The organism is Janthinobacterium sp. GW823-FHT01H08 (genome assembly GCF_058797855.1).
Genome location: NZ_CM179504.1, coordinates 5,644,337 through 5,665,040 on the forward strand (window position 1 = coordinate 5,644,337; position 20,704 = coordinate 5,665,040).

Annotated in this window: 19 protein-coding genes; 14 read left to right on the forward strand and 5 right to left on the reverse strand. The window is 65.0% G+C overall.

Annotation, left to right across the window (positions count from 1 at the left end; genetic code table 11):
- Positions 1-15 precede the first annotated feature (15 nt).
- Positions 16-1,404, forward strand: a complete 1,389-nt coding sequence (locus tag AC3RCG_RS25285) for a YfcC family protein (protein ID WP_162995779.1) — start codon at positions 16-18, stop codon at positions 1,402-1,404.
- 24 nt (positions 1,405-1,428) lie between these two features.
- On the opposite strand, the gene AC3RCG_RS25290 is transcribed toward AC3RCG_RS25285, so the two are convergent.
- A complete protein-coding gene (locus AC3RCG_RS25290; RefSeq protein WP_070311750.1) occupies positions 1,429-1,854 on the reverse strand; it encodes a GNAT family N-acetyltransferase in 426 nt (141 codons plus the stop codon).
- A gap of 166 nt (positions 1,855-2,020) precedes the next feature.
- Positions 2,021-2,218, reverse strand: a complete 198-nt coding sequence (locus AC3RCG_RS25295; protein ID WP_070288640.1) for a hypothetical protein — start codon at positions 2,216-2,218, stop codon at positions 2,021-2,023.
- A 265-nt stretch (positions 2,219-2,483) separates the two neighbouring features.
- Here AC3RCG_RS25295 and argH point away from each other — a divergent pair, with 265 nt between their 5' ends.
- A complete protein-coding gene (gene argH / locus AC3RCG_RS25300; RefSeq protein ID WP_070224270.1) occupies positions 2,484-3,881 on the forward strand; it encodes an argininosuccinate lyase in 1,398 nt (465 codons plus the stop codon).
- A 59-nt stretch (positions 3,882-3,940) separates the two neighbouring features.
- On the opposite strand, the gene AC3RCG_RS25305 is transcribed toward argH, so the two are convergent.
- Both AC3RCG_RS25305 and AC3RCG_RS25310 read right to left on the reverse strand, forming a co-directional pair.
- Positions 3,941-4,909, reverse strand: a complete 969-nt coding sequence (locus tag AC3RCG_RS25305) for an IS1595 family transposase (RefSeq protein ID WP_070308408.1) — start codon at positions 4,907-4,909, stop codon at positions 3,941-3,943.
- 92 nt (positions 4,910-5,001) lie between these two features.
- The gene (locus AC3RCG_RS25310) at positions 5,002-5,658 is read right to left on the reverse strand and encodes a hypothetical protein (protein ID WP_070224268.1); all 657 of its coding nucleotides are present in this window, start codon (positions 5,656-5,658) and stop codon (positions 5,002-5,004) included.
- Between the two features lie 674 nt (positions 5,659-6,332).
- Between AC3RCG_RS25310 and AC3RCG_RS25315 the strand changes: the two genes are divergently transcribed.
- From AC3RCG_RS25315 to AC3RCG_RS25370, 12 genes are all read left to right on the forward strand, one after another.
- Positions 6,333-8,864: a M4 family metallopeptidase gene (locus AC3RCG_RS25315; RefSeq protein ID WP_492402296.1), complete on the forward strand. Its 2,532-nt coding sequence runs from the start codon at positions 6,333-6,335 to the stop codon at positions 8,862-8,864.
- A 242-nt stretch (positions 8,865-9,106) separates the two neighbouring features.
- A complete protein-coding gene (locus AC3RCG_RS25320) occupies positions 9,107-10,300 on the forward strand; it encodes a type II secretion system F family protein (protein WP_121670492.1) in 1,194 nt (397 codons plus the stop codon).
- A 22-nt stretch (positions 10,301-10,322) separates the two neighbouring features.
- The gene (locus AC3RCG_RS25325; protein ID WP_492402295.1) at positions 10,323-12,020 is read left to right on the forward strand and encodes a GspE/PulE family protein; all 1,698 of its coding nucleotides are present in this window, start codon (positions 10,323-10,325) and stop codon (positions 12,018-12,020) included.
- Positions 12,007-12,795 carry a hypothetical protein gene (locus tag AC3RCG_RS25330; RefSeq protein ID WP_230502017.1) on the forward strand — a complete coding sequence of 263 codons (789 nt, stop codon included), beginning with the start codon at positions 12,007-12,009 and terminating at the stop codon, positions 12,793-12,795. Before AC3RCG_RS25325 ends, AC3RCG_RS25330 begins: the two co-directional genes overlap by 14 nt.
- On the forward strand, positions 12,786-13,334 hold the full coding sequence (locus AC3RCG_RS25335; RefSeq protein ID WP_492402294.1) for a hypothetical protein: 549 nt from the start codon (positions 12,786-12,788) through the stop codon (positions 13,332-13,334). Before AC3RCG_RS25330 ends, AC3RCG_RS25335 begins: the two co-directional genes overlap by 10 nt.
- Positions 13,322-13,942, forward strand: coding sequence for a type 4a pilus biogenesis protein PilO (locus tag AC3RCG_RS25340; protein ID WP_230502012.1), 621 nt, complete (start codon positions 13,322-13,324; stop codon positions 13,940-13,942). The genes AC3RCG_RS25335 and AC3RCG_RS25340 overlap by 13 nt, the downstream gene beginning before the upstream one ends.
- Positions 13,939-14,478: a hypothetical protein gene (locus AC3RCG_RS25345; protein WP_230502010.1), complete on the forward strand. Its 540-nt coding sequence runs from the start codon at positions 13,939-13,941 to the stop codon at positions 14,476-14,478. The genes AC3RCG_RS25340 and AC3RCG_RS25345 overlap by 4 nt, the downstream gene beginning before the upstream one ends.
- Positions 14,475-16,367, forward strand: a complete 1,893-nt coding sequence (locus AC3RCG_RS25350; protein ID WP_492402293.1) for a secretin GspD/PilQ domain-containing protein — start codon at positions 14,475-14,477, stop codon at positions 16,365-16,367. The genes AC3RCG_RS25345 and AC3RCG_RS25350 overlap by 4 nt, the downstream gene beginning before the upstream one ends.
- On the forward strand, positions 16,364-16,846 hold the full coding sequence (locus AC3RCG_RS25355) for a type II secretion system protein (protein ID WP_492402292.1): 483 nt from the start codon (positions 16,364-16,366) through the stop codon (positions 16,844-16,846). Before AC3RCG_RS25350 ends, AC3RCG_RS25355 begins: the two co-directional genes overlap by 4 nt.
- Before the next feature lie 5 nt (positions 16,847-16,851).
- Positions 16,852-17,235 carry a type IV pilin protein gene (locus AC3RCG_RS25360; protein ID WP_217494543.1) on the forward strand — a complete coding sequence of 128 codons (384 nt, stop codon included), beginning with the start codon at positions 16,852-16,854 and terminating at the stop codon, positions 17,233-17,235.
- Positions 17,222-17,761 (forward strand): type II secretion system protein, encoded by a 540-nt coding sequence (locus AC3RCG_RS25365; RefSeq protein WP_492402291.1) that lies wholly within the window; start codon positions 17,222-17,224, stop codon positions 17,759-17,761. Before AC3RCG_RS25360 ends, AC3RCG_RS25365 begins: the two co-directional genes overlap by 14 nt.
- Positions 17,762-17,806: 45 nt before the next feature.
- Complete coding sequence (locus AC3RCG_RS25370) at positions 17,807-19,030, forward strand: M24 family metallopeptidase (protein WP_492402290.1); 1,224 nt, start codon at positions 17,807-17,809, stop codon at positions 19,028-19,030.
- A 78-nt stretch (positions 19,031-19,108) separates the two neighbouring features.
- Here the strand turns inward: AC3RCG_RS25370 and AC3RCG_RS25375 are convergent, their stop codons facing one another.
- Entirely contained in the window at positions 19,109-20,671 is a 1,563-nt protein-coding gene (locus tag AC3RCG_RS25375; protein ID WP_492402289.1) for a methyl-accepting chemotaxis protein, read from the reverse strand.
- Positions 20,672-20,704 lie beyond the last annotated feature (33 nt).

The window sequence follows — 20,704 nt, forward strand, 5'->3', positions numbered from 1 at the left end:
TCACAAAAAAGCGCCATGAGAACATTCAAGCTTCCCAATACCTTCGTCCTGCTGTGCGCCATCCTGGCCATGATCGCCCTGGCGACCTGGCTGGTGCCGGGCGGGAAATTCGACACCCAGCTGGTCAACGGCAAGCAGCTGATCATCCCCGGCACGTTTCATTACGTAGCCAACAAGCCGCAGGGACTGGCCGCGCTGATGATGGCGCCCATCAAGGGCTTCGTCGACGCCAGCCTGATCATCGGCTTCGTGCTGATCGTCGGCGGTGCCTTCGCCGTGCTGCAAAAAACGGAAGCCTTCGACTCGCTGATCAAGGCCATCGCCAAGGCCCATACCAGTTCGCGCTTCGTGCGCGCCGCCATCATCCCCGTCTTTTTCACGATGTTTTCGCTGGGCGGCGCCACCTTCGGCATGAACGAGGAAGCGATTCCCTTCATCCTGATCTTCGTGCCGCTGGCCCTGGCCCTGGGCTACGACACCATCACGGGCGTGTCGATACCCTTCATCGGCTCGCAGGTGGGCTTTTCCGCCGCCTTTTTAAATCCGTTCAACGTCGGCATTGCGCAGGGCATTGCCGGCGTGCCGATCTTTTCCGGCATCGGCTACCGCCTGATCGTGTGGGCCATCGCCACTGCCGTCAGCATCGTGTTTTTGATGTGGTATGCGGCGCGCATCAAGCGCCATCCGGAAAAAAGCCCGACCTACCTGCTCGATATCGAAAAGCGCAGCGAACATTCGATGGACCTGGACAGCTTTGCCGGCATGACGCGCACGCACCGCGCCGTGCTGTGGATCTTCATGGCGACCTTGCTGACGATGGTCGTCGGCGTCGTCAAGTACGACTGGTTCATCGATGAAATCGCCGCCCTGTTCCTGGTGATGGCCATCATCGTCGGCCTGGTCGGCCGGCTCGACATGGACAGCCTGGTCGCCTCCTTCGTGCAGGGCGCGCGCGACATGGTCAGCGTGGCGCTGGTCATCGCGCTGGCGCGCGGCACCATGATCCTGGCGCGCGACGCGCAGATCATCGACACCATACTGCATGCATTGACGCCCCTGGTGGCCTCGTCGAGCCCCGTCTTCGCCGCGCAAAAGATGTTCTTCATGCAGTCGGTGATCAACTTCTTCATCCACTCGGGCAGCGGCCAGGCGGCGCTGACCATGCCCATCATGGCGCCGCTGGCCGACCTGGTCGGCGTGACGCGCCAGACGGCCATCCTGGCCTTCCAGTTCGGCGAATTCACCACGCCGATGATCCCCACGTCCGGCATCACCGTCGGCGTGCTGGCGCTGGCGCGCGTGCCCTGGATCACGTGGGCCAAGTGGATGATCCCGCTGCAGCTGATCTACCTGGTGCTGGCGCTGCTGCTCTTGATTCCGCCGTGCCTGATGCACTGGCAGTGAGCGCCGGTCCAGCTGCTCAGGCAATCAACGCTGGTAGATATCCGGCACATACCGCTCCATCAGCGTCTCCGGCCTGAGCGGCGCCGTAAAGCCGTAGCGCGCATACAAATCATGCGCCGTGCTGGTGGCCAGCATGAAACGGCGCAGGCCCTGCAAGCCGGGATGCGCCGTCACGGCCTCCATCAGGCGCTGGCTGTAGCCGCGGCCGCGGTATTCTTCCAGCACATACACGTCGACCAGATAGGCAAACGTGGCGTAGTCGGTGACCACGCGGGCGAACGCCACCTGACGGCCGTCCAGCGTGCCGCCAAAGCAGAGCGAATGGTCGATCGCGCGCTGTACGGTGGCCAACGGGATGCCGATGGCCCATGTCGATTGCGTGCTGAGAAAATGGTGGATGGCTGGAACGTCGAGTTCCGCCTTGTCGGTGCTGATCATCAAATGTGACATCGCGCTGGCCCTGCTATCGTTGAAAAACACGATCATCGGCCTTTTTGCTGCGGCTGTCACCAGGGCTCGATAGAACCGGGGGCGCCGCCCGTTCTGCCCGTCCGTGATGCGGTGTTGCTGTTTGCTGCCGATGCTTCTTGTACTGCCTGCAATCCCATCGCCACGCTTACAGGGCGGCTTTTTCTTCGGCGCTCAAACGCTTGGCGCTGACGTACACGGTGTGCATGGTGGCTTGATCGGCGCTGGCGGCGATGGGGGCCGGCGCGGCGCGGAACTTCGGCACGGCAGCGGTGGCCAGGCTGGTGGCGGCGGCGACGGCGATGATGGCAACGAAGATGGCTTCCATGTTTTTAGCGATGTTCATGATGGTGTCCTTTGGGTGGCTGGTTGTGTGCTGCGATGATTGAACTGTAGGCCGATCCTCCCTGAACCGCCATCGGATTGCGACCAAACGCACGATTCGCGGGACAGAATACAAAAAGCCCGGATGAAACGCACAACAGGCACCCGGCGTGGCATTTGAGGCTGGCCAGCCCCATTCCTGGCCATTTCGGCGCCCTGCAAACCCCTAAAAGCCCTACCGCCGGCCAACCTTGTTTATAATCGCCGTACACTAAAGGACTTCTTTCATGACTGATCAATTCTCCAAAAAGGGCGAAGCCTGGTCGGCCCGGTTTTCCGAACCGGTCTCGGACCTCGTCAAGCGCTACACAGCTTCTGTATTTTTTGACAAGCGCCTGGCGCTGTTCGACATCGAAGGTTCGCTGGCCCATGCGGAAATGCTGCATGCGCAAGCCATCATCAGCCCGGCCGACTACGCGGAAATCCAGCGCGGCATGGCGCAAATCTCGCAGGAAATCGCCGCCGGCCAGTTCGAATGGCTGCTGGACCTGGAAGATGTCCACCTGAATATCGAAAAACGCCTGACCGAACTGGTGGGCGATGCGGGCAAGCGCTTGCACACGGGCCGTTCGCGCAACGACCAGGTGGCCACCGACATCCGCCTGTACGTGCGTTCCGCCATCGACGACATCAGCGCCCTGCTGGCGACGTTGCGCAGCGCGCTGACGGACCTGGCCGAACAGCATGCCGACACCATCATGCCGGGCTTCACCCACATGCAGGTGGCCCAGCCGATCACTTTCGGCCACCACATGCTGGCGTACGTCGAAATGTTCGGCCGCGACGCCGAGCGCATGGCCGACTGCCGCAAGCGCGTCAACCGCCTGCCGCTGGGCGCCGCCGCCCTGGCCGGCACCACCTTCCCCATCGACCGCCTGCGCGTGGCAAAAACGCTGGGCTTTGACGACGTGTGCCACAACTCGCTCGACGCCGTCTCGGACCGCGACTTCGCCATCGAATTTTGCGCCGCCTCCGCCGTGCTGATGATGCACGTGTCGCGCATGGCCGAAGAGCTGGTGATCTGGATGAGCCCACGCATCGGCTTCATCGACATCGCCGACCGCTTCTGCACCGGCTCGTCGATCATGCCGCAAAAGAAAAACCCGGACGTGCCGGAACTGGCGCGTGGCAAGACGGGCCGCGTCTACGGCCACCTGATTGGCCTCTTGACCCTGATGAAAGGCCAGCCGCTGGCCTACAACAAGGACAACCAGGAAGACAAGGAACCGCTGTTCGACACCGTCGATACCGTCATCGACACACTGCGCATCTTCGCCGACATGGCCGGCGGCATCACGGTGAAACCGGAAGCGATGCGCGCGGCGGCCCTGCAAGGCTACGCCACGGCGACCGACCTGGCCGACTATCTGGTCAAGAAAGGCTTGCCATTCCGCGACGCCCATGAAGCGGTGGCCCTGGCCGTGCGCGCCTGCGTCGACGCCGGTTGCGACCTGGCCGACCTGTCTTTGGCCCAGCTGCGCGCGTTTTCGCCGCTGACCGGCGAAGACGTTTTCGAGGTGCTGACCCTGGAAGGCTCCGTTGCCGCGCGCGACCACGTGGGCGGCACCGCGCCACGCCAGGTACGCGAAGCGATCGCCCGCGTGCGCACGCAGCTGGAAAAATAAAACCGGTTCTTGCCGGCAAGCGCCCCGCTGCAGCGATGCAGCGGGGCGTTTTTCATTGGCTATGTCACCATCAGATGTGGGAATGCTCCCAGAGTTGCCTTCAATAATGTTTCCGGCGACCGGATACGCCCGGCGTCCAGTATCCAGCGCCAGCCCAGGTAATTCGGCAGATAGCGCGTCGCCACGCCGTGAAAGGGGCGTAGCCATGCCCGCAGGCGGCTGTGATATGCATTGACGTTCTGTACATGCGCGGCGCCCTGCACGCGGATGCCTGCGCGCAAATTGACGGCCTGGTGGCTGATCCCCGCTTCCTTGGCAAAGGCGCGATAGGCGGCATGGCCATCGGTGAGCAACAGGATATCCTTGTCGATCATGGGCAACAAATAATGGCGCACCTGCGCCTTCGTCAGCGCCCCTTTTCCGGTGACGAAATCGAGGGTTTGTCCCGTACGGTCGCGCGCCACCAAGATGCAGACCTGCTCATTGGAAATGCCACGCCGGCGGGCATGACCGCCACGGCGGCGCGCCGGACGGGTCAGATGCCGCGATCCCTTTTCCGACTCCAGCACATACAGCTCGTCCGCTTCGGCGATGCCATGCAGGCAATGGGGCCGGTCCGTCTTGGCCAGGCTTAAAAACCGGTGGCGCCAGCGAAAGGTGGTGTTGCGGTGCACGCCCAGCTGTAACGCCGCCTTGCGCACGGAATCTGATGCCAGCAGGCAATCGGCGTAATCAAGCCACAGTGATTTATGGCGCAAGCGCGCCAGCGGCGTGCCGGTGAGTGCATTGAAGGTGCGGCCGCACGGCACGCAACGGTAGCGCTGCAGTCCGTGCGCATGACCATGCAGGTGAGCATGACTGCTATTGCAGGCAGGACAGTGCAACCGCTGCCGGGCCACGCTTTCGATCAGTGCCGCGGCAGCGCCCTGCGGTGCGCTTCCTCGCAGCAGAGCGATGCCCGCCAGGCGCTGGCGACGGTTCAGTACGGCGAACTGGGCGATGAAGGTTTTCCATTGAGCTATCTGCATGAAAGGCTCCCGTTTGTCCGCGATGCACAGTCAGACAGCAGGGATACAGGAAGATTCCTGAACTTCCCCTACTTAACGGGGACAGAGCCTTTTCATTGTGCGACGATTTTCGACAATACGGAAAAGGCCGCGCCCGTCTGCGACGCTTCCAGCAGCAAGGTCAGTTCCGTATACGTGCAGATGATGTTGATCAGGTTGATGCGCTCCCAGGCCAGGCGCTTGAGGATGGCGTGATACACGCCCGGCGTATAGCAGGTTTCGGCCGCCAGGTGCAGGGTCACGGCCGTCACCCGCTCCAGGCGCGCCAGTTCCTGCTCTTCACCGAACACCTCCTCCACCAGCGCGTGCAGCGAACGGCTGCAGATCACCATCACCTCGTTGACGCCGCGCGTAATGGTGATGAATGTGCCCCGCTGCGGCGCTGCCAGCGCCAGCAACTGGCGCTGGCAGGCATACGTCTGGTCGGAATAGCGGTAGGTAACAACCATCAATTCGCTGCGCGTGGACAGTTCGCCCGCGCGGTGCGCCAGCACAATCTCGCCGTTTTTCTGCTGCGGCATCCGCTCGGCCAGGCGGCGCAGCGCCATCACCACGGCGGCCTGCCCCACCGGTTTCCATAAGTCGGTCTGCAATTGCGGCTGCAGCTGGCGCGCCAGCTCCGACAGGTTGAGCAAGCCACGGCCCAATCCCTCGCTGAGAAAGGCCGATTCCATCACGATCTGTTCCACTTTGGTCGCTATCGAAAGCATAGTTCGTCGGGCCGGTGATTCCGGTGCACGCACCAGGAGCCGGCAACCCTTCCTGAAAAAAAGATGCACTGCGCCAGCGGCCGCGCCGGGCGGCACGGTCGGACTTACAGAAAAGAATCCCCTCGCGGGGGAAGAGCCGGCTGGCGGCCGCTAGGAAGGCGGATGCAGCATGAGTGCCGCTCCAGAGGGGAAATGGCTGAAACCAACAGCAGAAAACAGAACTGACGTCATGTGAAACTCCCGATTTTTTTCCCGATGCGCTGTATCTGGACGCGGTCATTGCCGCGTGCGCTTTTTTTGTCTTCGCGTGCTCCGCTGGGGGGCAATGCGAAGAGCTAGTGTAGATCGCAACATTTAGAAAAGGCAACAGTGTTTTTCCAACAGAGCGCGCCAATAGGGGTAGTAGTCCAAAACAAAAGTTGCAGCTTGTGGTAGATCAAACTTTCCAACGATGCGACGCCGATAAATGTTCAATTCTTAACAAAAAATCGCCTGGTGACCCATTTCTTGAATTTTTTGACATGGCGATCTCGACAAGTTTAGTGTCCCCCTACCCGGCGTCATGCCATCACAAAACGGCAGGCTATCCGCCCACCGCCAGGCGCGCCGGGGTGGCCATCAGGCATCGCGGCCAGCTCATTCACCATTTCCTTAACCGATACCATGGAGCAGAAATGAATTTACGTTTGACGATAGTTGCCGCATCCATCGCCGCCCTGCCGCTGATGGCCACCACGGCCGATGCCGCCACCCCGCTGCCACAGACCCTGATGGCCGCGCCGGTCGCCCTGGCTTCTCCACAAGAGACCGCCAGCCTGGTCAACAAGCTGGCCGCGCAGGCACGCAGCCGCGGTCTGAATACCGAGCATGGCTTTGCCGTCGGCGCCCAGCATCCGGGCGTCAGCGGCACGCGCGTGAGCCGCGTACAGCACACCTACAAGGGCTTGCCCGTCTTCGGTTCCGAGACGGTGGTGGTCAGCAACAGCGCCGGCGACATCGTCAGCGAATCCGTGTCGGACCGCGCATCGGGCCTCGGCAGCGGCGGCGTCAATTCCGTCACCCGCAGCGCCACCACCGATATCGACACCACGCCGGCCGTCAGCGCCGCCGCCGCCATCGCCGCTGCCGTAAAAAGCATTGGCGTGCCGGCCGTCGACCATGTGCCGCCGCATGCGCAGCTGCTGATCTATCCCGTAATGAAAACCGTGCGCGTGGCCGGCGCCGAGAACAAGTCGGAAGCCGCGCTGAACGCCCTCGACGTGCAGGACGTGGTCGACCACTACGAGCTGGCCTACCTGGTGCAGACGCGCATGATCAGCGGCAGCAAGCCCGTCTACTACGACACCATCGTCAGCGCCAAGGATGGCCGCATCCTGCGTCAATGGAAAGCCCTGAAAACCGTCGCCGGTATCGGCAACAGCCAGTACAACGGCCAGGTGCCGCTCAACACCACGCTCACGGGCAGCACCTACACCATGAAGGACCCCAGCCGCGGCACGGGCGGCAGCTTCGGCGGCATGGCCATCACGAATGCCAACCACGGCACCACCTCGGGCAGCGTGTACAGCAGCACCAGCAATACCTGGGGCGACGGCCAGCAGTACATCAACGGCGGCAGCACCACCAACGCCAACGGCCAGACGGCGGCCGTCAACGCGATGTGGGGCTTGATGAACACCTACGACACGCACAAGAATGTACTGGGCTGGTCCAGCCTGGACGGCAACAACACGGCCACCCACATCGCCGCCCACGTCAACACGGCCTACGACAACGCCTACTACGACGGCAACTGCAAATGCATGTACATCGGCGACGGCGGCAGCTCGTTCAACAACCTCGGCTCCATCGACGTGATCGGCCATGAGATGGGCCACGGCATCACGGACGCCACCTCGGGCCTGATCTACTCGCAGGAGTCGGGCGGCTTGAACGAATCGAGCTCGGACATCGCCGGCGAGATGGTAGAAGCGTATGCGCGCGCCGGCGGCACGGGCACCACGATCCCCAACACGGGCAACGATTGGATGACGGGCAAGGAGATCGCCAAGAATGGCCAGCCGCTGCGCTGGCTGTACAAGCCGAGCAAGGATGGCAGCAGCCCGAATGCGTGGAGCAGCACCATCAAGAACCTCGACGTCCACTACAGCAGCGGCCCGAACAACCGCATGTTCTACTTCCTGTCGCAAGGCTCGAATTCCACGTCCAGCAGCGACTACTACAGCTCCTACCTGAACAAAAGCCCGCTGGCCATGACCGGTATCGGCAGCGACAAGGCTTACCGCATCTGGTTCAAGGCCGCCACCACCAAGTTCACCTCGTCGACCAACTATGCCGACGCGCGCAACAAGGTGCTGCAGGCAGCCGAGGAACTGTATGGCGTGGGCAGCGCGGAATCGATCGCCGTCAAGCGCGCGTATGCGGCCATCAACGTGGGTACCGACGTCGATGAATCGACGACGGGCGGCGCGGTAACCATCACCAGCCAGCCGGCCAGCATCACCGTCGCACCGGGCGCCACCGCCTCGTTCGCCGTGGGCGCGGGCGGCGGCACGGCGCCGTACACCTACAAGTGGTACCGCAACGGTGCCGTGATCAGCGGCGCCACGTCGCCGGCCTACAGCTTCACGGCCGTGGCGGCCGACAGCGGCGCCGTCTTCAAAGCCACGGTGACGGATTCCTCGTCGCCCGCCGTGACGGCCACGTCGAACAACGCCACCTTGACGGTGGGCACCAGCAGCGCCACCGAAAGAGTGACGAACGGCGGCTTCGAGGCCGGCGCCACGGGCTGGAGCGGCACCACCGGCGCCATCGGCACATTTACGGGGCAAACCGCGTACGAAGGCACGCAGTACGCCTGGCTGGGCGGCAATGGCGTCACGGCCAGCGAATCGCTGACGCAAAGCGTGGCCATTCCGGCCGCCGCCACGTCCGCCAGCTTGAGCTTCGCGCTGCATATCGACACGGCGGAAACGGGCAATACCGTGTACGACAAGCTGGTCGTCACCGTGAAGAACAGCGCCGGCACGGTGCTGGGCACCCTGGCCTCGTACTCGAACGTGAACAAGGCGGCCGGCTACCAGATCCGCACTTTCGACCTGATCGCCTACAAGGGCCAGACCGTGCAGATCTCGTTCGCCGCCACCGAGGACGCGTCGCTGCAAACCTCGTTCGTGATCGACAAGGTCAGCCTGGTTACCCAGTAAGCGGCTGAACATGCGGGCAAGCCATCGAAACGAGGCTTGCCCGCACAGCACGATTGATTTCCTGGCAATTCCAGTCTACCCTGAGGCAGTGATTGCATCTTGCCTGCTGCCGGTACCCGCGACGAATTGAACTTTTTTGGATGGTTCCTGACCGATGCCTACTTCGACCTTGTCCGCACGCGCTTTCCCCCATTCCAGCCTGTCCATTTTTACGCCTGCCACCATGCTCGCCTGAGCCGGCCATGCAGTTCCACCTCCAGGTGCAGGGCCCGGCGGGCAGCCAGGCGCTGGCCATCGACGCCGCCAGCGAGGCCGAGGCGATCCGCGCGGCCGTGCGCGGCGGCTGGCGCGTGCTGGCCGTCGATGACGGCGCCGCGCCGGACGCGGGCGCCGCGCTGCGCCCCGGCAAACAGGGCTTGCCCCTGCTGCAATTCAGCCAGGAGCTGCTGGCCCTGCTCGAAGCGGGCCTGAACCTGGGCGAGGCCATGGCCACCCTGCACAACAAGGAAACGCGCCCGGGCGCGAGGAGCACCCTGGCCGCCATCGTGCTCACCCTGCAGCAGGGGCAAAGCTTCTCCGACACCCTGGCCGATTTCCCCGATATCTTCCCCGACATTTACATCGCCACCGTGCACGCGGCCGAACGCTCGGGCAACCTGCCCGAGGCGCTGGCGCGCTTCGTCGCCTACCAGCTGCAGTTCGACGCCATCCGCAAAAAACTCATTTCCGCCGCCATCTACCCGTGTATGCTGCTCGTCGTCGGCGGCCTGGTGACCCTGTTCCTGCTCGGCTATGTGGTGCCCAAATTCAGCGTCGTCTACGAAAGCTCGGGCCGCGAAATTCCCTGGATGTCGCAGATGCTGCTCGGTTTTGGTCAGACCCTGGCCGCGCATCCGCTGCTGTGCGCCGGCGCGCTGGCCGCCGCCGTCGGCGCCGTGGTCTTCGGCATCGCCAATGCCGGCGCGCGCCAGGCCCTGGTCTTGCGCCTGCTGCGCCTGCCCGTGCTGGCCGGGAAGGCGGCCGAATTCCGCCTGGCGCGCTTCTACCGCGCCCTGAGCCTGCTGCTGCACGCGGGCATCCCGCTGCACAGGGCGCTGGCCATGGTCGGCCCCATGCTGCTGCCGGCGCAGCAGGAGCAGCTGACGCAGGCGCGCCGCGCGGTGCAGGAAGGCATGCCGTTTTCCACCGCGCTGGAACAGGCCGGCATGGCAACGCCGGTGGCGCAATCGCTGCTGAAGGTGGGCGAGAACACGGGCCGCCTGGGCGACATGCTGGAACGCTCGGCCAAGTTCCACGACGAGGAATTCGCCCGCTGGGTGGACTGGGCTTCGCGCCTGCTTGAGCCGCTCTTGATGACCATCATCGGCGTGGTGATCGGCGGCGTGGTGGTGCTGATGTACATGCCGATCTTTGAACTGGCGGGGAGCTTGTCTTGAACCTTATCGTGAAGGTGCTGCCATGAACGCGCGCGACGAAGAACGGGCCGTGCTCGATGCGGCCATGCTGCGCCGCGCCCACGCGAGCGCACTGGAACAGGGCCGTCCGCAGATGGCCGTGCTGCAGGAAACGGCGGCCCTGCCGCCCGAAGTGTTTTTGCGCCAGCTGGCCGCCCTGTTCCGCTACCCGGCCTGGACGATGGCCGAACTGCAGGCCGCCCTGCCCGCCTTTTCCCTGCTGCCCTACACGGATTGCGCCCAGCGCGACTGCGTGCTGCTGCAACCTGGCGTTCCGGGCGCGCCACCCGTGCTCGTCATCGGCAATCCCTTCAGCGAGGACCTGCTGCAATGGGCCGACTTCGCCCTGTCCACGCCCTTCACGGTGGCGCTGGCGCATCCGGACGACCTGGCCGCCTACCTGCAGCAGCAGGAAAGCGTGCAGCAGGCGATGCAGGAAATGCAGCACGGGGATGACGTGCCAGGACTCGACCAGAGCATCGAAGACATCTCGCTCATCCGCATCAGCGAAGACAGCAGCCCGGTCGTGAAACTGGTGAACTCCACCATCTACGACGCCCTGAAATTCCAGGCCAGCGACATCCACCTCGAATGCGACGTGGCCAGCCTGGTCATCAAGTACCGCGTCGACGGCGTGCTGGTGCAGGCGGGCCAGGTGCAGGGGCTGCAGATGGCCGAACAGATCATCTCGCGCATCAAGGTGATGGCCGACCTCGACATCGCCGAGCGGCGCATCCCGCAGGATGGCCGCTTCAAGGTGCGCGTGAAGGGGGCGGAGATCGACTTCCGCGTCTCCATCATGCCCAATATCTTTGGCGAGGATGCCGTGCTGCGCCTGCTCGACCGGCGCGCGCTGACGGAAGCGGCGCAGGCGCTGCGCCTGGAAAGCCTGGGCCTGAACGAGGATGCCATCGAACAGATCCGCCGCCTGGCCGCCAAGCCGCACGGCATGCTGCTGGTGACGGGGCCCACCGGTTCCGGCAAGACCACCACGCTGTACGCGGCCATCACGGAAATCAACACGGGCCGCGACAAGATCGTCACCATCGAAGACCCCGTCGAATACCGGCTGCCGCGCGTGCTGCAGATACCCGTCAACGAAAAGAAGGGGCTGACGTTCGCGCGCGGCCTGCGTTCCATCCTGCGCCACGATCCCGACAAGATCATGATCGGCGAAATCCGCGACGATGAAACGGCGCAGATCGCCGTGCAGGCGGCGCTCACGGGCCACCTGGTATTTACCACCGTGCACGCGAACAACGTGTTCGATGTGGTCGGCCGCTTCCTCCACATGGGCGTCGATGCCTACAGCTTTGCGGCGGCCCTGAACGGCATCGTGGCGCAGCGCCTGCTGCGCCTCAATTGCGCCCATTGCGCCGTCGACGCCAGCGCCGAGGTGCTGGCCGACGCGCAGCAGCTGCGCGACAGCGGCCTGGCCCTGCATCAGGTGCAGGACTGGCAATTCATGGCCGGCAAGGGCTGCGGCCACTGCCGCGGCACCGGCTACAAGGGCCGCAAGGCCGTCGCCGAGGTCTTGATGCTCAGCGATACGATGCGCGAAATGATCTGCACGCGCGCGCCCCTGAGCCAGATGAAGGAAGAGGCGGCGCGCAACGGCTTCCGCCTGGCGCGCGAGGCGGGCCTCGACCTCGTGCGGCGCGGCGAAACCACTTTAGCGGAGCTCAATCGTGTCACTTATTGAACGCCTTACCCGCGCCACCGTGTGCCTGCACCTCGCCCCGCACGGGCTGCACGGCGTGCAGCGCCGCGCCGGCCGTCCCCTGCCCGACAGCGCCTTCCACCTGCCCATTGCGAATCCCGACGCCAGCTGGGAAGTGGCGCTGGCCGCCCTGCGCGGCTGGCTTGAACACGATGGCGGCAAAAAAATTCCGCTGGCCGTCAGCCTGGCCAGCCGCTGGTGCGCCATGCTGATGGTACCGTGGAGCGGTGCCTTGCTCGACCGGAGCAGCGCCCAGCGCTTCCTGCACAGCCAGTTCGGCGCCGTGTATGGCGAGGGTGCGCGCGCCTGGCGCCTGGTCGCCGACGACGCCCCATACGGCACGCCGCGCCTGGCCTGCGGCATCGATACGGCCCTGCTGCAAGGCGTGCAGGACGCGGCGGCCGCGCATGGCCGGCGCTGCCTGTCCATCGAACCGATCGCCGGAGCGGCCTGGCGCAGCATCGCCGGTGCCAAGCCCGACGCCTTCGCCCTGGTGGAAGCGGGCCGGCTGCTGCTGGCAACGACGGGCGGCGGACGCATCACGGCCCTGCACAGCCAGTCCTGCGCCGCGGCCTGGGGCGATGAACTGGACCGGGCATGGCGGCGCTGGAACTTGCGCGCGCCGCAGCTCGACGCCATCGAACACGTGGCCCTGATCGACTTGAGCGGCGCGCCGCAGGCGAACGTGCCCGAACGCTTCGCGCCCATCGCCGTGGCCGGCCCCGCCCACCTGATGCGGGAGGCCGCATGGGCCTGAGCCGCCTGGAATTCCTGCCGCCCGGCGCCGCGCAGACGTTCAAGGGCTGGCGCCTGGCCCTGTGCCTGGCGGGCGGCTTGATGCTGCTGCCGGCCGCTGTGTACTGGCTGGTGCAGGCGCAGGAAACGCGGCGCCTGGAAGCGCAGCTGGCGCAGCTGCAGCCCGCGCGTCCCGTGCGTGCTCCGCTCTCGGCGAACCAGCAGCGCGAGCGCGACCTCGAACTGAAACAGGTGGCCGCCGCCGTGCGCCAGCTCAACCTGCCCGTCACGCGCCTGGTCAGGACGGTGCAGGCGCCGCGCGACGTGCGCGTGGCCCTCCTGGGGCTGGACCTGAACGCGCAGCAGGGACAGGATGGCGCCAGCGTGCTGAAAATCGCCGCCGAGGCGGAAACCCCGCAGGACATGCTCAATTACCTGGCCTTCCTGAACCAGCAGCCCATGTTCAGTTCCGTGTATCTGCTCAAGCACGAGATGAACAGTCACGCGAACGCGCCCGCACACCCTTACCGTTTTCAGCTGGAGGCGCAATGGCGGCAATAAAACCCGTGTTAAAAGCCGGCACGCCCGTGGCCCGGCCGCGCCTGCAACTGCGCCTGCCCCCGCGCCTGGCGTGGGAAACGGCGCGTCTGTGGCGTGCCCTGGGCTGGCCCAGCGCCATCGGCGCGGCAAGCCTGGCGCTGGCCGCCGTCGCCATGCAGCAGGGCGAGGCGCTGGCCGGACGCCAGCAGCCATTGCGCGCGCAACTGGCCGTGATGGCGAAACAGGCGGCGCTGCCGCCGGCGCCCGTCACGCTCGACGCCGATGCGGACAGCCTGGCCGCCTTTCACGCCTACCTGCCCGCGCACGACAGCATTCCCGAGCAGCTGAAGGCCTTGCTGGAAGTGGCGCAAAAGAGCGGCGTCACCCTGGCCAAGGCCGACTACAAGCCGCAGGAAGACGGCAACACGGCCTTTTTGCGCTACCAGATCACCTTGCCGGTAAAAGCCGAATACGCGCAGCTGCAAACCTTTATCGTCGACGCCCTGCAAGCGTTGCCCACGCTGACGCTCGACTCCGTGCTGTTCAAACGCGAGCAGATCGAAGCGGGCGAGATCGATGCGCGCATCCAGTTCATCCTGCTGGTCAAGAAGCCGGAGGCGCGCCGATGAAAAAAGCCGTACTGGGGGGCGCCGCCGTGGCGACCTTGCTGGCCGCCCTCTTCGCCCCGGAGGACGAAGGCAGCATCGTGGGGCCGGCCACGGCCACGCCGCGCCAGGTGGAACGGGTGGCGGTCGCGCCCCTCGTCGCCGCCACTGCCGCTGCGCCAGCCAATCGCGCACTGGCCATCGAACCGCGCCGGGTGCTCGACGACGAAGAAGCGGCCACCCTGTTCGCCAAGCAAAGCTGGCAGCCGGAGACACCGAAAAAGATCATGCTCGACCAGCAGGCCGCGCAGGCCACGCGCACTGTCGCCGCCGTCGACGCGAACGCACCGCCGCCTTTGCCCTTCCAGTTCCTTGGCCGTTTCGTCGACGAAGGCAAGGCCGCCTATTTCCTGCAGGCGGGCGAACGCAACGTGGTGGCGCGCCCCGGCGACACGCTCGAAGAGCGTTATCGCTTCGACGGCGTGGTGCAGGGAGCCCTGCAATTTACCTATCTGCCGCTCAACCTGAAACAGACACTCGCCGTAGGGGATATCAATTGAAACGACGCACACCACGTACTGGCATCACCCTGCTGCCGATGCTGTCCCTGCTGGCCGCCTGCGCCGGCAACCAGGCCTATACCGACGGCCAGGCCATGCTGGGCGCCGGCCGCACGGAACAGGGACTGGCCCTGCTGGAACAGGCGGCGCAGGCCGAACCGACCAACGCCAAGTACCGCATCGCCGTCACCAACGGCAGGATGCGCGCGCTGAACAACCTCAATAGCCGCGCCGAGGCGCTGCGCCAGCAGGGCAAGCTGCCCGAAGCGCAAGCGCTGTACCAGCAGGCGCTGGCGCTGGACGCCAGCAACGACGTGGCGCAGCGGGGCCTGGCCGGCGTGGCGCAGGATGAACGGCACCGCAAGCTGGTGCAGGAGGCGCAGTCCAGCTACCAGCGCGGCGGCGAAGCGAATGTCGCGCAGGCGCAGGAAGCCTTGCGCCAGGTGCTGCAGGAGCGTCCCGCGCAGCGCGAGGCGCTGGCCCTGAAAGGCCGCATCGGCGACGAGCTGGCCAAAAGCCGTCCGGCCGGCGGCAAGCTGGCGGCTGCCTACCGCAAACCCGTGACCCTGGAATTTCGCGACGCGCCCCTGCGCTCCGTGTTCGATCTTCTCAGCAAGGTGTCGGGCCTGAACTTCGTCTTCGACAAGGAAGTCGATCCCGCCCTGCGCGCCACCATTTCCGTGCGCGACACCAGCATCGAGGAAGCGATCGCCATGCTGCTGGGCGCCAACCAGCTCGAGCAAAGCGTCACCAGCGACAAGTCGATCACGATCTACCCGAACACGCCGCAAAAGGTAAAGGATTACCAGCAGCTGGTGGTACGCACTTTTTTCCTCGCCAATGCGGACGTCAAGACGGTGGCGTTCTCCATCAAGACCCTGCTCAAGGCCAAGGATGTCGTCACCGACGAGCGCCTGGGCATCATCATGCTGCGCGATACGCCGGAAATGGTGCGCATGGCCGAGCGCATCATCAACGTGCAGGACCTGGCCGACCCGGAAGTGATGCTGGAAGTCGAGGTGCTGGAAGTCAAGCGCACGCGCCTGATGGAACTGGGCGTGCGCTGGCCCGACCAGGCCAGCCTGACCCTGGCCGGCGTCGCAGGCAGCACGGGTGGCCTGGGCGGCCTGAAGGTGGCGGACCTGCACCGCATCAATGGCGACAATATCAACCTGGGCATCGGCGGCGTCACCCTCAACGCCAACAAGACGGACAGCGACAGCAATATCCTGGCCAACCCGCGCATCCGCGTGCGCAACAAGGAAAAGGCGAAGATCCTCATCGGCGACCGCGTGCCCGTCATTACCGTCACGACGAACAACGGCGTCAGTTCCGACAGCGTCAACTACATCGACGTGGGCCTGAAACTCGACGTGGAACCGAACGTCTACCTGGATGACGAGGTGGCCATCAAGATCAACCTGGAAGTATCGAACGTCGTCAAGGAAGTGATCAGCAAAACGGGCACGCAGGCTTACCAGATCGGCACGCGCAGCGCCTCGACCGTGTTGCGTTTGAAAGATGGCGAGACGCAGGTGCTGGCGGGTCTGATCAGCGACGAAGACCGGGGCACGGCCAACAAGGTACCCGGCGTGGGCGAACTGCCCGTGCTGAACCGCCTGTTCGGCAGCCAGAAGGATGACGCCATGCGCAGCGAGATCGTGCTGTCGATCACGCCGCGCCTGCTGCGCAGCATCCGCCGCCCGGACCTGATGACGGCCGAATTCAACTCGGGCACCGAGGCGTCCGTGGGCGGGCGCGCGAGCGTGGGCGGCACGCCGGAAGCCATCGCCGCGCCCGAGCAAGCCCCTGCGCGCGCAGGCTCGCCCATGACGGGCGGCGACGAGGCGCCCGCGGCAGGCGACAAGTCCGGCAAAGGTGGCCAGTGAGGTGGCCAGTGAAAGAGCGGGGCTTTACCTTCATCGAACTGATGATCACCCTGGCCATCATGGCGACCCTGGCCACGGTGGCCGTGCCCATGGCGCAGGTGGCCTTGCAACGGGCCAAGGAGCAGCAATTGCGCAGCGCCCTGATCGAGATGCGCGAAGCGATCGACGCCTACAAGCGCGCGTCGGACAATGGCCGCATCAAGCTGTCGCTGGGCGCATCGGGCTATCCGAAAAAACTCGAGGAACTGGTTGAGGGCGTGCCCGACCAGCGCAGTCCGTCGAAGCAGAACATCTACTTTTTGCGCCGCCTGCCGCGCGACCCGTTCCAGTCCAGGGAAGCCGGCAGCGCGGCCGACAGCTGGAGCAAGCGCGCCTATGCCTCGCCGCCCGACAATCCCAGCGAAGGCGAAGACGTGTTCGACGTCGCCTCGCGCTCGACCAAGGTGGGCCTGAACGGCGTGCCGCTCAATCAATGGTGACGGCCATGCATACCCCGACCATACGCCGCGGTTTTACGCTGGTCGAACTGCTGGTGGTGCTGGCGATCATCTCGCTGCTGCTGACGATCGCCATCCCCCGCTATTTCGGCTCCGTGGAAAAGTCGAAGGAAGTCGCCCTGAAGGAAAACCTGCAGGTGCTCAGGAGCGGCCTCGATAAATACTATGCCGACAAGGGAGAATATCCGGCCGCCCTGGCCGACCTGGTGACCCACCATTATTTCCGCAGCGTGCCGCTGGACCCTGTCACGGAATCCAGCGCCACCTGGCAGCTGATCCCTTCGCCCAATGGCGAGATCGGCGGCGTGGCCGACGTGCGCAGCGGCGCCAAGGGCAAGACGCGCGAGGGCATCCCCTTTGAACAGCTCTAGGAGAGTGCGGCGGCGGGCGGCGGGTTTCGCCTACATCTGGACCCTGATGCTGGTGGCATTCATGGGCGTGGGCCTGGTGCTGGCCAGCGAACTGTTTGCCACGGCCGCGCGGCGCGACAAGGAGCGCGAGCTGCTGTTCATCGGCCATGAATTCCGCAACGCGCTTGGCCGCTACTACGACAGCACGCCGGGCGACGGGAGGCCCCGCTATCCCTTGACCCTGCAGGAACTGCTGCGCGACCCGCGCTTTGCCAACGCCCGGCGCCATTTGCGCCGCCTGTATGCGGACCCCGTCACGGGCAAGGCGGAATGGGGCGTGCTGCGGCAGGAGGGACGCATCGTCGGCATCCATTCGCTGTCGCCGCAGCTGCCCATCAAGCAGGACAACTTCCTTGACGAAGACGCCAGCCTGCGCCGCAAGCAGCGCTACGCGGACTGGCACTTCACGTATCCGCACGACCTGGTGCTGGCTCCGCCCGATGCGGCCGGCGGCGCGCCCGGCCTCAAGCCAAAAGGCGCGAACTGATATCATGCCCGCATTCCATATTCAGCATCGAGCAAAGGAGCAGGCATGAGCATAGGTGGCACTTCCATCGAACAGGCATTGGCATCGCTGTCGGACATGACGGGCGGCATGGTCGCCATTGGCAAGGAGGAACATGCGCAACGCATCGCCAGGGCGCAAGCGTTCATGCGCGAACAGGGCATCGCCGCCATCTACCTGAACGCGGGCGCCAACCTCACCTATTTCACGGGCACCAAATGGTATGCCAGCGAACGCATGGTGAGCGCCATCCTGCCGGCCAGCGGTGACATCGAATACATCGCTCCCGCCTTCGAGGAAAGCACCCTGCAAGGCTTCATGCTCATCGAGGGCAAGGTCAATTGCTGGGAAGAGCATGAAAGCCCGTACCAGCTGTTCGTCGACGTGCTGGCGCGCATGGGAATCGCCCAGGACGCGAATCAACCGCCGCGCGTGGGCATCTGCGAAAGCGCCGCCTTCTTCATCTACGACGGCATCAAGCCGCTGGCCCCCGGCTACGCGCTGGAAAACGCGCGCACCGTCACCGCGTACTGCCGCAGCAGAAAATCACAGGCGGAAATCGCCCTGATGCAGCGCGTGATGGACATGACCCTGGCCGTGCACGTGGCCACGGCCAGCATGCTGTACGAAGGCATCACGACGGTGGAAGTGGAGGAGTTCATCCAGCGCGCGCACCGCAAGGTGGGCGCGCCCCGCTCGTACTTCTGCATCGTGCTGTTCGGCGAGGCGACCGCCTATCCGCATGGCGTCAACTACGTGCAGACCCTGAAGGCGGGCGACACGGTGCTGATCGACACGGGCTGCCAGGTGATGAACTACATCTCCGACATCACGCGCACCTATGTTTTCGGACAGATCAGCGAGCGCCAGCGCAGCGTATGGAACAGCGAAAAGGCCGCGCAAGCCGCCGCATTCGCGGCCGCCCAACTGGGCGTGCCGTGCGGCGACGTGGACCGCGCCGCGCGCGTCTCGCTGGAAGCGGACGGCTACGGCCCCGGCTACAAGCTGCCCGGCCTGCCGCACCGCACGGGCCACGGCATCGGCCTCGATATCCACGAGTGGCCTTACCTGGTGGGCAACGACACGACGCCGCTCGACGTGGGCATGTGCTTCTCGAACGAGCCGATGATCTGCATCCCCGGCGAATTCGGCATCCGCCACGAAGACCATTTTTATATGACGGAAAACGGACCGCGCTGGTTCACGCAACCGGCGCACAGCATCGACGATCCGTTCGGCTTGCGCACGTAAGCCGGCGCTCCTGTGTTGGATTACGCTGCGCTAATCCAACCTACACCGCTGTGTTGGATTACGCTGCGCTAATCCAACCTACACCGCCAATACCTGGTAGGTCGGATTAGCGCGCAGCGCGTAATCCGACACAGCACCCTGCGCCAGCTTGAACACGGCCAGCGCCGTGCCCAGCTGCACGGCCTGTTCCTGCAGCGATTCAGCCGCCGCCGACGCTTCTTCCACCAGCGCGGAATTCTGCTGCGTCATCTGATCCATGCTGCCGATGGCCACGCCGATATCGCCGATGCCGGCACTCTGCGCCTGGCTCGCGGCACTGATCTCGGCCATGATGTCGGCCACCTTTTTCACGGAATCGACGATCTGGCCCATGGTCAGACCCGCCTCGTCCACCAGCTTCGAGCCGACATTCACCCTGGCCACCGAATCGCCGATCAGTTGCTTGATCTCGCGCGCCGCCGCCGCGCTGCGCTGCGCGAGGTTGCGCACTTCGGACGCCACTACGGCAAAACCACGCCCCTGTTCGCCGGCGCGCGCCGCTTCCACGGCCGCATTCAAGGCCAGGATGTTCGTCTGGAAGGCGATGCCGTCGATGACGCCGATGATGTCGACGATGCGTTTCGATGCATCGTTGATCTCGCCCATGGTGGTGACCACCTGCCCGCCCTTCACGGCAACCGACGATGCCGACACCACCAGCGCATGCGCCTGGCCCGCGTTGGCGGCGTTGTCGCGCACGGTGGAAGTCAGGCTGTCCATGCTGCGCGCCGTCTGGTCCAGGCTACCCGCCTGCGATTCCGTGCGCGCGGCCAGGTCCGCATTGCCCTGGGCGATTTCCGCGCTGGCCACCTGGATGGTTTCGGCCGACGCCTTGATATCGGAGACCATGCCGCCAAGCTTGGCGCGCATGTCCTTCAGCGCCGCCAGCAGGCTGTCCTGGTCGCCCGCCTCGGTCACGATGTGCATCGACAGGTCGCCATCGGCCACGGCGCGCGCGATCTGGCGCGCATATTCGGGTTCGCCGCCCAGCTGCTGCCAGATGGCGCGCACGACGAAATGCGACACGGCCACCAGGCAAACGATGACGGCCAGCGCCACGGCGATGCTGGTATTGAGCGCATTGCGCACATTGGCCGCGCTGCGTTCTATGCCCTGCCTGAACTGCGCTTGCGCCTGTTCGTTGGTCTTTGCCAGGTCGGCATTGAGCACCGCCAGCGCGCCCTGCATGCGCGCCACGGTCGCTTGCGGGTCGCCCTCTTCCATTTCCAGCATGATGCGCGCCGCGCTCAGGGCCGGCGCATAGTAGGCATCGAATTCGCTGGCCAGCCGCGCGCCGTGCTCGCGCTGGCCGGGGATCGCAGCAAAGGCGGCCAGTTTTTCGCGCAGCTTGACGGCCTGGCCGGCGACTTGCCCGATACGTTCCTTGTCGCCTTCGCTGACGGCGTCGCGCAGGGCGTCGCCGACGGCGGCCACGTCCAGGGTCAGCGACTTGGCCATGTCAAGCACGGGATAGTCCGCGCTTTCCGTGGCGTGGATGGAATTGAGCGTGGCCGTGGACAGGTAGGCGCTGACGGCCAGTCCCAGCCCGAAAATCACGGCCGAGACGACAGGCAGCGCCCATATCTTGCGTTTGATGCTCATTGCTGTCTCCTGATGTGGATGATTTATCGGGCC

Excerpts from the sequence above, each read along its gene's own strand:
- argH (WP_070224270.1), top strand. The coding sequence starts at position 2,484 with ATGACTGATCAATTCTCCAAAAAGGGCGAAGCCTGGTCGGCCCGGTTT.
- AC3RCG_RS25325 (WP_492402295.1), top strand. The coding sequence starts at position 10,323 with ATGAACGCGCGCGACGAAGAACGGGCCGTGCTCGATGCGGCCATGCTG.
- AC3RCG_RS25340 (WP_230502012.1), top strand. The coding sequence starts at position 13,322 with ATGGCGGCAATAAAACCCGTGTTAAAAGCCGGCACGCCCGTGGCCCGG.
- AC3RCG_RS25320 (WP_121670492.1), top strand. The coding sequence starts at position 9,107 with ATGCAGTTCCACCTCCAGGTGCAGGGCCCGGCGGGCAGCCAGGCGCTG.
- AC3RCG_RS25370 (WP_492402290.1), top strand. The coding sequence starts at position 17,807 with ATGAGCATAGGTGGCACTTCCATCGAACAGGCATTGGCATCGCTGTCG.
- AC3RCG_RS25310 (WP_070224268.1), bottom strand. The coding sequence starts at position 5,658 with ATGCTTTCGATAGCGACCAAAGTGGAACAGATCGTGATGGAATCGGCC.
- AC3RCG_RS25375 (WP_492402289.1), bottom strand. The coding sequence starts at position 20,671 with ATGAGCATCAAACGCAAGATATGGGCGCTGCCTGTCGTCTCGGCCGTG.
- AC3RCG_RS25305 (WP_070308408.1), bottom strand. The coding sequence starts at position 4,909 with ATGCAGATAGCTCAATGGAAAACCTTCATCGCCCAGTTCGCCGTACTG.
- AC3RCG_RS25345 (WP_230502010.1), top strand. The coding sequence starts at position 13,939 with ATGAAAAAAGCCGTACTGGGGGGCGCCGCCGTGGCGACCTTGCTGGCC.
- AC3RCG_RS25295 (WP_070288640.1), bottom strand. The coding sequence starts at position 2,218 with ATGAACATCGCTAAAAACATGGAAGCCATCTTCGTTGCCATCATCGCC.
- AC3RCG_RS25285 (WP_162995779.1), top strand. The coding sequence starts at position 16 with ATGAGAACATTCAAGCTTCCCAATACCTTCGTCCTGCTGTGCGCCATC.
- AC3RCG_RS25315 (WP_492402296.1), top strand. The coding sequence starts at position 6,333 with ATGAATTTACGTTTGACGATAGTTGCCGCATCCATCGCCGCCCTGCCG.
- AC3RCG_RS25290 (WP_070311750.1), bottom strand. The coding sequence starts at position 1,854 with ATGTCACATTTGATGATCAGCACCGACAAGGCGGAACTCGACGTTCCA.
- AC3RCG_RS25360 (WP_217494543.1), top strand. The coding sequence starts at position 16,852 with ATGCATACCCCGACCATACGCCGCGGTTTTACGCTGGTCGAACTGCTG.
- AC3RCG_RS25335 (WP_492402294.1), top strand. The coding sequence starts at position 12,786 with ATGGGCCTGAGCCGCCTGGAATTCCTGCCGCCCGGCGCCGCGCAGACG.